This is a genomic window from Psychrobacillus sp., from assembly GCF_056205495.1.
This window is the reverse complement of the sequence record NZ_JBAEAP010000195.1, coordinates 1-9,722: the sequence shown is the minus strand read 5'-3', so window position 1 is coordinate 9,722 and position 9,722 is coordinate 1. Positions and strand designations below refer to the sequence as shown.

10 protein-coding genes are annotated in these 9,722 nt (G+C 36.6%); 7 read left to right on the top strand and 3 right to left on the bottom strand.

The annotated features are described in order from the left end of the window. The 5 genes from AC06OU_RS05830 to AC06OU_RS05810 form a co-directional block, all read left to right on the top strand. The coding region (locus AC06OU_RS05830) for a ribonucleoside-diphosphate reductase subunit alpha (RefSeq protein WP_475854575.1) at positions 1-1,570 on the top strand (1,570 nt) is incomplete at its 5' end. Continuing rightward, positions 1,570-2,043: a flavodoxin gene (locus AC06OU_RS05825; protein ID WP_475854574.1), complete on the top strand. Its 474-nt coding sequence runs from the start codon at positions 1,570-1,572 to the stop codon at positions 2,041-2,043. The genes AC06OU_RS05830 and AC06OU_RS05825, both read left to right, overlap by 1 nt. Further along, entirely contained in the window at positions 1,985-3,016 is a 1,032-nt protein-coding gene (locus tag AC06OU_RS05820) for a ribonucleotide-diphosphate reductase subunit beta (RefSeq protein ID WP_475854572.1), read from the top strand. Before AC06OU_RS05825 ends, AC06OU_RS05820 begins: the two co-directional genes overlap by 59 nt. 205 nt (positions 3,017-3,221) lie before the next feature. Further along, positions 3,222-3,755 carry a dihydrofolate reductase family protein gene (locus tag AC06OU_RS05815; RefSeq protein ID WP_475854571.1) on the top strand — a complete coding sequence of 178 codons (534 nt, stop codon included), beginning with the start codon at positions 3,222-3,224 and terminating at the stop codon, positions 3,753-3,755. A gap of 24 nt (positions 3,756-3,779) precedes the next feature. Continuing rightward, positions 3,780-4,220 (top strand): hypothetical protein, encoded by a 441-nt coding sequence (locus AC06OU_RS05810; protein ID WP_475854570.1) that lies wholly within the window; start codon positions 3,780-3,782, stop codon positions 4,218-4,220. Between the two features lie 134 nt (positions 4,221-4,354). Here the strand turns inward: AC06OU_RS05810 and AC06OU_RS05805 are convergent, their stop codons facing one another. After that, positions 4,355-5,188, bottom strand: a complete 834-nt coding sequence (locus AC06OU_RS05805) for a TetR/AcrR family transcriptional regulator (protein ID WP_475854569.1) — start codon at positions 5,186-5,188, stop codon at positions 4,355-4,357. Positions 5,189-5,284: 96 nt separating this feature from the next. Here AC06OU_RS05805 and AC06OU_RS05800 point away from each other — a divergent pair, with 96 nt between their 5' ends. Next, a complete protein-coding gene (locus AC06OU_RS05800) occupies positions 5,285-8,371 on the top strand; it encodes an efflux RND transporter permease subunit (RefSeq protein ID WP_475854567.1) in 3,087 nt (1,028 codons plus the stop codon). 63 nt (positions 8,372-8,434) lie between these two features. Here AC06OU_RS05800 and AC06OU_RS05795 read toward each other — a convergent pair whose 3' ends face one another. Both AC06OU_RS05795 and AC06OU_RS05790 read right to left on the bottom strand, forming a co-directional pair. Further along, positions 8,435-8,803, bottom strand: coding sequence for a VOC family protein (locus AC06OU_RS05795; RefSeq protein WP_475854565.1), 369 nt, complete (start codon positions 8,801-8,803; stop codon positions 8,435-8,437). Positions 8,804-8,908: 105 nt separating this feature from the next. Further along, positions 8,909-9,409 carry a DUF1697 domain-containing protein gene (locus AC06OU_RS05790; RefSeq protein ID WP_475854563.1) on the bottom strand — a complete coding sequence of 167 codons (501 nt, stop codon included), beginning with the start codon at positions 9,407-9,409 and terminating at the stop codon, positions 8,909-8,911. Between the two features lie 140 nt (positions 9,410-9,549). Between AC06OU_RS05790 and AC06OU_RS05785 the strand changes: the two genes are divergently transcribed. Further along, the coding region (locus AC06OU_RS05785; RefSeq protein ID WP_475854576.1) for a helix-turn-helix transcriptional regulator at positions 9,550-9,722 on the top strand (173 nt) is incomplete at its 3' end.

The window sequence follows — 9,722 nt, the reverse complement described above, 5'->3', positions numbered from 1 at the left end:
TATTGACACTGTGGATGATAGTCTGCAAGGTATTTACGACAGTAATACAGACGTAGCCACGCTATCTAAATTTGGAGGGGGTATCGGTGTATACATGGGGAAGGTGCGTAGCCGTGGCTCTTCTATACGAGGATTCGTGGGAGCATCTAGTGGAGTTCTACCTTGGATTAAACAGTTGAATAATACGGCAGTCAGCGTCGATCAGCTTGGACAACGACAAGGGGCCGTAGCTGTTTATTTGGATGCTTGGCATAAGGACATTTTTACGTTTTTAGATCTACGCCTGAACAATGGAGATGATCGCCTTCGAGCGCATGATATTTTCACAGGTATATGCTTGCCGGATTTATTCATGGAGAGGGTTGATGCAAGAGAGGAATGGCATTTGTTTGATCCGCATGAGGTTCGTCAGGTAATGGGTTATTCTTTGGAGGATTTCTATGATGAAAAAAGAGGAGAAGGATCATTCCGGGAAAAATACGAGGAATGTGTGAATGACCAACGCCTATCGCGAGAAACTGTACAAGCAATCGACTTGATGAAAAGAATTATGCGTTCTCAGTTAGAGACAGGGGTACCATATATGTTTTACCGAGATGAAGTAAATCGTAGCAACCCAAATAAGCATGAGGGAATGGTCTATAGTAGTAACCTCTGTACAGAAATTTTTCAAAATCAGAGCGCAACAACGTTTGAATCGATCCAGTTAGAGGATGATGTCATTGTCACTCGTAGAAAACCTGGGGACTTTGTTGTTTGTAACTTATCCTCTATTAACTTGGGGAAGGCAGTACCAGCAAATGTATTAGAAAGACTGATAAATATTCAAGTACGCATGCTAGATAATGTCATCGATTTAAATATGATACCTGTACCACAGGCAGAGCGCACAAATGCAAGGTATCGAGGTATTGGCCTTGGAACATTCGGATGGCATCATTTACTCGCACTTAAGCAGATTCGTTGGGAGTCAGAGGAAGCGGTTGAACTTGCGGATAAACTATATGAAAAAATTGCCTTTTTAACTATTCAGGCATCCGCAAGTCTTGCTAAGGAAAAGGGTGCTTATCCTTTATTCGAAGGTTCAGAATGGCAAACCGGTGCTTATTTTGAAAAGCGTCAGTATGAAGGAGACGAATGGAATGAGCTCCGCAGAGAGGTTGCAGAGGTGGGAATACGAAATGGTTATTTAATGGCTATCGCTCCTAACTCATCCACTTCTATTCTAGCGGGTAGTACAGCGAGTATAGATCCAATCTTCCAGAAGTCTTATGCAGAGGAGAAAAAGGATTATAAAATCCCAGTTACGGTGCCAGACCTAAACTCGGAGACTACATGGTATTACAAATCTGCTTATTTCATTGATCAGCATTGGACGGTGAAGCAAAACGCTGCACGCCAGCGACATATTGACCAGGGGGTCTCCTTAAATTTATATGTACAAAACACGATAAAGGCAAAGGAATTACTTTCGTTACATTTAGAAGCTTGGAAAAGTGGGCTAAAAACGACTTATTACGTACGTTCCACCTCGATAGAACTTATCGAATGTGAGTCCTGTTCGAGTTGATGAAGGCAATTATATGTTATGTGAGCTACAGTGGAAATACAGAAGAAATAGCAGAGCTTTTACAAAATCAGCTGGAGAATTCCGAGTATCAGGTAGAGATATATTGTATCGGTATCGGAGTCCTACCAGATTTACAACTATATGACCTAGTATTTCTAGGGACTTTTACTTGGGACCAGGGAAGTATTCCAGATGAAATGAAGGAATTTTTAAGAGAAATGGGATATCGACCAGAAAACAGTTATATATTCGGATCTGGTGATACCCAATTTGGAGGAGACGAGCTATTTTGCGCAGCGGTGGACAAATTAGTTTGCTATTGTAGCAGTCCATTCCAAGGCTTAAAAATTGAACAGTCACCAAGAGGAAGCCAAGAGGAAATTGTCACTAAATGGCTAGAGGGAGTTTTAAATCATGCAAAAGGCAAAAACATTAGAACCAAGAAATCCAAACAAATCAACAGGAATATTTAATGGGCAATCAAGCGGTATACTGAATTGGAATGATATTGCGTATCCACATTGGCATAAGATGTATAAGCGGCTACTCGGGAATTACTGGCAAGCGGATGAAGTTAATATGTCTAATGACATAAAGCAATTTGGTAGCTTGAGTGATTCGGAGCAGGATGCGTACTTAAAAATCATTGGCCTGCTAGCGACATTAGATGCACCTCAAACGCGTACAGCTTTATTGCTTTCCCTATATGCAACAGACCCATCGGTACAATCCATTATGGCGGTCATTGCACAGCAAGAAGCCGTACATAATGAAAGCTATTCTTATGTTTTATCATCCATTGTATCGCTGGATAAGCAAAACAAGGCATTTGATTTTGGCAGAACCGATGAAGTGCTAATTAAGCGCAATCAAAACATTGCCAAGTACTACAATGAATTTGTAGAGAACCCAACGACGGAAAACATATTAAAGACGCTAACTTATACAACATTATTAGAAGGACTATTTTTCTATTCTGGCTTTGCCTTCTTTTATAATCTTGCTCGTTATAACAAAATGGTAGGTACTTCTACGATGATTAGCTACATCAACCGAGATGAGCTAGAGCACGGCAGGTTTATATCGGAGCTATTCAGAGCAACATTAGCTGAAAACCCTGACTTAAACAATGAGGTATTTATAGGGTGGGTCTATGAGCAATTTAAAGAGTCTGTCCAACTAGAAATAGAATGGTCCAATTATGTACTACATGATATCGATGGTATCGATTTAGAAGATATGCAAGGTTATATTAAATACCGTGCCAATAAAATGCTGCGTCTAATCGGATTAAATGAAATCTACCCAGAATGCGTAGAAAATCCAATGAAATGGATTCGAGCTTACGCAGATAACATAGACGGCACTAAATCACACTTCTTCGAACAAAAATCTCGCCAGTATGTAAAGGTAAATGCTATCGACAATGGTTTTGATGATCTATAATATAGAAGAAATACCAACCTGTTAGAGTAATGTAAGTTAATAGCTTAAAATCTTAGGTAAATACCATGGACCAAGTGTTCATGGTATTTTATTATATCAATTAAAATTTGAGGATATTCCATTAACCTAAGTCAGTTTGTATGTTAAAGGATTAATATTGTTATGATAGAAAGTAATGAAGTCAATTAATTTTAGGGGGGATAAGATGAACAATAAACGAGATTTAGTATTATATATTGCGGCTAGCTTAGACGGATATATAGCTACGGAAGATGATTCATTAGATTGGCTATTTAATGTAGAGGGCGAGGGTGATAATGGAATATCAGAGTTTTATGAGACGGTAGATACCGTTTTAATGGGTAAGAAAACATATGACTGGATAATAAAACATGAATCAGGAGAATTCCCATATAAAAATAAAGAATGTTACGTATTTACAAGATCCACTATGGAAGATACCGAAGATGTTAAATTTACTAATAAAAACGTCGTGGGTTTAACCAACGAACTGAAGAGTCAAGAAGGAAGTAACATATGGCTTGTAGGCGGAGGCGAACTATTACAATCATTTTTAAAAGAAAAGCTAGTAAATGAAATTATTTTAACAGTAGCGCCAACTATCATCGGAAAAGGAATTCCGTTATTCAATAAAGGAGATTATCAGTTAGACCTTATATTGAAAGGAACTAGAACCTTCAACCAGTTTGTAGAGCTACATTATGAAGTTAGAAAGTAAATGCATATATGAGGTGTGAAGTAAATGCGACTCCCAATGAATATTACAGGCTTAGCAAATAGTGCGATTGAAATGAATGAGATGGATGGAGACCTATTTAAAAAGTTAGGATACGAAATTGCTAGAAAGACTAATGGTAAAATAATTGGTTTTTTTTCACCGAGCTATCCATTGAATTATTTTCGTATAGATATTGAGGTAAATAAAAAAGTGGTGTCGATTCTACTGCATCAGTATTTTCCATATGCAGCCATTGTATTATATGAAAATGAAATCCAGCTACAATTTATAGAGTATGATAATTTATCCACAGAGCTGATTCCATATTATACAGTTTTAGAAACAGCTTTTTTAAATGATCCGTTTAATCCTAACGCTCATGATTTATCAGAGGATGAATTAAAAAATGTGAAGTATTGGCGTCCGAATAATAATGGAGAGGTTATTTTTAATTGTTGGGATTAGTCAATCTTCGTACATTTTTTGTGTGAAGTGAGGCAAATTTAGATGGAAGAAAATATGCTGAAAAAACTTTAAAAATATAAATCAATCACATAAAAAGCGTCTAATCAGTCACACAACTGGTTAGACGCTTTTCTTTAAAGCTTATACTGTTCTCTAATTAAGTAGGAAACCCACTTGCATTGAGGGTGGTTTTTAATATTTTCTAAAAGACCTTTTATAAGTGCTAGACTCGGTGTTTCGGTTAGGAGATGATTTTTTAGAATTTGAAGCGTTTCCTTTTCGATTGGCTCTTCTATTTCTAATAGAATTTGACTAATTAACTCCAGTATTTGCTTGTCTTTATCTGTGTTTTCTTTTATAACCTTTTGCATGATTTGAGCACTATCTGTTGAGATTAAAGGGATTGTTGAATGCTTTGCCAATATTTTAGTTTTTTCTACTAGTGACTTGGTTAGCGTGTCGATATCGATTGGTAATTCAAAGAATAGATAGAGGTCGATATAGATTTTCATAAAACCTTTTATGCAAATAAGTAAGTCATATTTTGTTTCTTTATAAGTTAAGTCTAACTTGTCTATCATATATAGAATAATTTCATTTAAGAGATTGTCATAATAAGTTAGCTTTTTTAATAGATCATCGTTGACCGTAAGTGTCTGTTCTTTGAAGAAGATTTTAGCAAAAGTAGAGTTTTCTTGAAATGCTCTGTTAGCTGTGTAGAAAAAGGTATATAGCATTTCATCAGAATGTGCACATTCTTTGACCGAGTAGTCAATCTCTGAAATGATTTCCTTCATAAAGCAATCTACTAAAGAAGTAATAAGCTCATCTTTGGATTTATAGGAAAGGTAGAAAGCACCTTTAGAAATACCGCAATGGTCAGTGATTTGTTGGACAGAGGTAGCCTCAAAACCTTGTTTTGCAAAAAGTTCTAATGCTTTATCCATTATTAATTGTTTCTTTACCATGTCTTATCGCTCCCAATGGTTATTGTTGACAAATGACCAATTAGTCATTATTATAAATAAATGAGTTTGATAAGTCAAATGAGGGTAGGTGCAAGTGTGAAAGGTTTAGTAAATTTTGTACTGAAAAATAAGTTAGCGGTATGGTTATTAACTATTATCATTACTGTTTCCGGTATTTATTCAGGTACAAGAATGAAAATGGAGACCATTCCAGATATTTCGATTCCATTCTTAATGGTGATGGATGTTTATCCAGGTGCGACTCCTGAAAAAGTTATGGAAGATATTTCGATGCCTTTTGAGAAAGCGTTAGAAGGATTAGAGGATGTAAAATCTGTATATTCCAATTCCTATTCGAATATGTCTAATATTCAAGTAGAGTACGAATATGGCACAGACATGGATGAAGCAAAACGCGCATTGGAGTCTGCTTTAGATACCATCTCCTTACCTGAAGGAGCAATGGAGCCGACTATAACGGCAATAAGCATGAACATGATGCCAGTAGCAGCCCTAAGTGTAAGTAGTACAGAAGAAGATATCGTAGAACTAACATCGACAGTAGAAGAAATTTTACTACCGAAAATTGAGAAAATAGATGGTGTTGGTTCAGCTACTATAACAGGCCAACATATTGAAGAAGTAGAGCTTACATATGACGAAGCAAAAATGGCTGAACTAGATGTAACTCAAGATACAGTGAAACAAATGATTCAAGCAAGTGATATGGCAGTATCCTTAGGATTGTTTGAATTTGAAGAAGGCGAGCAGGCAGTAGCGGTTGACGGTAAGTTCATGACAGCCGACGAACTGAAAGAAATGCTTATCCCTGTTACACCTTCTGCTACAAACCCATCTCCTTTTGTAAAACTTGGAGACATTGCTTCTATTGAAGTGGTTGGTAAAGTAGAATCGGTTTCCCGTACAAATGGGAAAGATGCAATTGCAATCCAAATTGTAAAAAATCCAGATGCTAACACTGTAACAGTAGTAAATGCAGTGAAAGATTTAATTGCAGACGAAGAAAAGAACATTGATGGTTTAGTTATTGACGTTTCTTTAGACCAAGGTGCTCCTATTGAAGATTCAGTATTCACAATGGTAGAGAAAGCATTGTTTGGTGGATTAATCGCAGTGTTGATTATTCTATTGTTCTTACGTGATTTTAAATCTACAATTATTTCTATTGTTTCTATACCAGTTTCTATATTTATGGCATTACTACTATTAAATTGGTTAGATATTACGTTAAATATTATGACACTTGGAGCCGTTACCGTAGCAATTGGACGTGTAATTGATGACTCGATTGTTGTTGTAGAGAACATTTATAGACGCCTTCACTTAAAAGGGGAACCATTAACAGGCCGTGCCCTTGTTCGTGAAGCAACTATTGAGATGTTCAAACCAATCCTTTCTTCTACATTGGTAACGGTAGCAGTATTTGCTCCATTAATCTTTGTAGGTGGTATGGTTGGAGAATTGTTCATGCCATTCGCATTAACAATGACATTTGCTCTTGGTGCATCTCTGTTGGTAGCAATTACAATTGTACCTGCAATGTCACACTTCTTATTTAAGAAAAAATTGTACGCTGAAAAAACAGAAAGTAATCATAAAGAGCAAGGTAAGTTAGCTGGTAGCTATAAAAAAATTCTAGAGTGGACATTAAACCACAAAATTATTACTTCCCTTGTATCAATCGCATTGCTAGTAGGAAGCTTGATGCTTACACCGTTAATCGGTTTCAGTTTCTTGGGTAGTGAAGAAGAAAAAGTAATGTATTTGACTTACACTCCAAAAGCTGGTGAGCTAAAAGAAGACACATTGGCAAACGTTACTGAAGTTGAAGAAGAGATGCTTAAACGTAAGGATATTGATATCACTCAAGTATCTATCAACGGTGACGGCGCAAATGACATGACTGCAATGATGGGCGGAGGTTCAGGCGGCGCATTAATGTACTTGATCTTTGATGAGGATATGGAAGACTTCCCAGGTGCTCGTGAGGAAATCGAGGAATATGTGTTCAACATTGGTCAAACTGGCGAATGGAAGAGCCAAAACTTCTCAAGTATGTCGATGTCGACAAATGAAATTAGCTATACATTCTATAGTGAAGATTTAGATAAGCTGAACGAGGCTGTAGCAATGGTTGAAGAAGTTATGGGAGAAACAAAAGGATTAGAAGATGTTTCTTCAAGTGCTGAAGACAGCTATGTAGAATATACATTCCAAGTAGCTCAAGATGAATTATTGCAGTACGGTTTAACAACTGGTCAAATCGTTGGGATGTTGAGTCCTTCTGCTACTGAGGAAGTATTAACTACAGTTGAAAAAGATGGAAATGATATAGAGGTTATTGTACAACAAGAACAAACAGAAACACCTAAATCGATTGATGATATTTTAGCTAAAGAAGTACCAACAGCAATGGGAACAACAATACCGTTGTCTGAAATAGTAACCGTAGAAGAAGGTTACGCTCTAAATACACTTGCTCGTAGTAAGGGTGAATACTATGCTTCTGTATCCGCTACAATTCAAGATGATGATATTTCAAAAGCATCTGCAGATGTAGATAAAGCGATTGAAAAATTAGATTTACCTAAAGGCGTTACAGTTGGCGTTGCCGGTGTAACTGCAGATATGAATGAAACATTCACTCAGCTTGGAGTAGCAATGCTTGCAGCAATTGCGATTGTTTACTTTATATTAGTAGTAACATTTGGTGAAGGTATAGCACCATTAGCTATCCTATTCTCATTACCATTTGCAGTAATTGGTTCATTTGCAGGTCTATGGATTGCAAACGAAACAATTTCCGTATCTGTTATGATGGGGCTTCTCATGTTGATTGGTATCGTTGTCACGAATGCCATTGTATTGGTTGACCGAATCATTCATATGGAGCGCGAAGGTATGAATATGCGTGAAGCGATCCTTGAAGCTGGTGCAACTCGCTTACGTCCTATTCTGATGACTGCTATTGCAACCATTGGGGCACTCGCACCATTAGCAGTAGGATCAGGCGGCGGCGGTTTAATTTCTAAAGGATTAGGTATCACGGTTATTGGTGGTCTAGCAAGTTCTACGCTACTAACATTAATCATTGTTCCAATCGTTTATGAGGTTCTATCTAAGCTATTTAAGAAAAAACGTAACGAAGTACAAGATAATTAAACAAAAAGCGCCTGTGGGATTGATTCTCACAGGCGCCTTTTTACAATTTAGATTAACCTTTTCTTAAATCCATTCTAATATCTCGATACGATTACCAAATGGATCTTGGATGTATATGCGATTAGCCCCTGGTAGTTCTGTATCTACTTTAAAGCCTACATGTTGTTCGGTTAAATGCATTTTTAGAGCTTCAAGGTTTTCAACCTCAAAAGCTGGGTGTGCCTTCTTGGCTGGAGAGAAAGGCTCTTCAACCCCGATATGAATTTGATAGCTTCCAAGCTCGAACCATACGCCACCCTTCTTTTTTAGAAGAGGTGGTTTTTCTATTTCTTTTAATCCCAATATTCCCGTAAAGAAGCTGCGTGCCTCTTCCTCACAGCCCTTTGGAGCAGCTAATTGAATGTGATCAATTCTTTTAAATGTAAATGACATGGTCCATACCCCCTTATGAATTAACTTAATTATAATGTGAATTGTTTGATAATAAAAATTAATAAAAATCATGAAAAGGAATAAGTAATACTTATGTTAAAAAGGTTACATTCGCTCCAATATTTTATTTACGGTATTTTTATTTCTAGCTGTGGAGACCATTTGAAGCTTCTTTTCAAAAAAGGTATTTGTATATTTAGTTTGATGATAGTTTTTAGTATGGTGGATGATCAAGTTTCGATTATGTAGGACAATAAAATCATCCTCTACAATTCCTTTTAGTAAAGCAAGCTGCTCTCTTGTAACGTTCTTTTTTAGAAACATGACAAAGGTTAGGTCATTCAAGAAAAGTGGGTCGTTATGTATTTCTTCTAATTCTGCCTTCGGCCTCACTACAACAGGTATTTCGAATCCATAGGCATTCCTTAATGCTTCTTCCAGTTTTTCCTCGCTGCAACCTCCACCATCAAAAATAACATTTCCGGTTTGAATATACGTACGCACATTTTGGAAGCCTAACTCTTCAAAAAGAAGCTTTAACGATTTCATGTCTACTTTATTGAGCTTTCCTAAGTTGATCCCTCTTAATAGAGCTACTGACGACATGTAACGACCTCCACTATTTTTTACATTAATCATACATTTCTTTTCTGAATAGTGGAATATGTAATATAATTCTAACAAAATGTAAAAAATAGTTTACTTTAAGTAAAAAATATATTACAATTTGTATGAGGTGATAGAACATGGAAGGTAAGAGACATATAACCAATAGAATTTTAGTATTAAGAGCTGAAAAGGGTCTTTCCCAAAAAGAAGTTGCGGACTTATTGGGAGTGAGCCGGCAAACAATCATTTCGCTTGAGAAGAACAAGTACAATCCATCGTTAAAGCTAGCCTTTGACATTGCATTGCTATT

What these genes read in the sequence shown, in the direction of transcription:
- AC06OU_RS05825 (WP_475854574.1), top strand. Translation starts at nt 1,570, where the DNA reads ATGAAGGCAATTATATGTTATGTGAGCTACAGTGGAAATACAGAAGAA.
- AC06OU_RS05820 (WP_475854572.1), top strand. Translation starts at nt 1,985, where the DNA reads ATGCAAAAGGCAAAAACATTAGAACCAAGAAATCCAAACAAATCAACA.
- AC06OU_RS05815 (WP_475854571.1), top strand. Translation starts at nt 3,222, where the DNA reads ATGAACAATAAACGAGATTTAGTATTATATATTGCGGCTAGCTTAGAC.
- AC06OU_RS05810 (WP_475854570.1), top strand. Translation starts at nt 3,780, where the DNA reads ATGCGACTCCCAATGAATATTACAGGCTTAGCAAATAGTGCGATTGAA.
- AC06OU_RS05805 (WP_475854569.1), bottom strand. Translation starts at nt 5,188, where the DNA reads ATGGTAAAGAAACAATTAATAATGGATAAAGCATTAGAACTTTTTGCA.
- AC06OU_RS05795 (WP_475854565.1), bottom strand. Translation starts at nt 8,803, where the DNA reads ATGTCATTTACATTTAAAAGAATTGATCACATTCAATTAGCTGCTCCA.
- AC06OU_RS05790 (WP_475854563.1), bottom strand. Translation starts at nt 9,409, where the DNA reads ATGTCGTCAGTAGCTCTATTAAGAGGGATCAACTTAGGAAAGCTCAAT.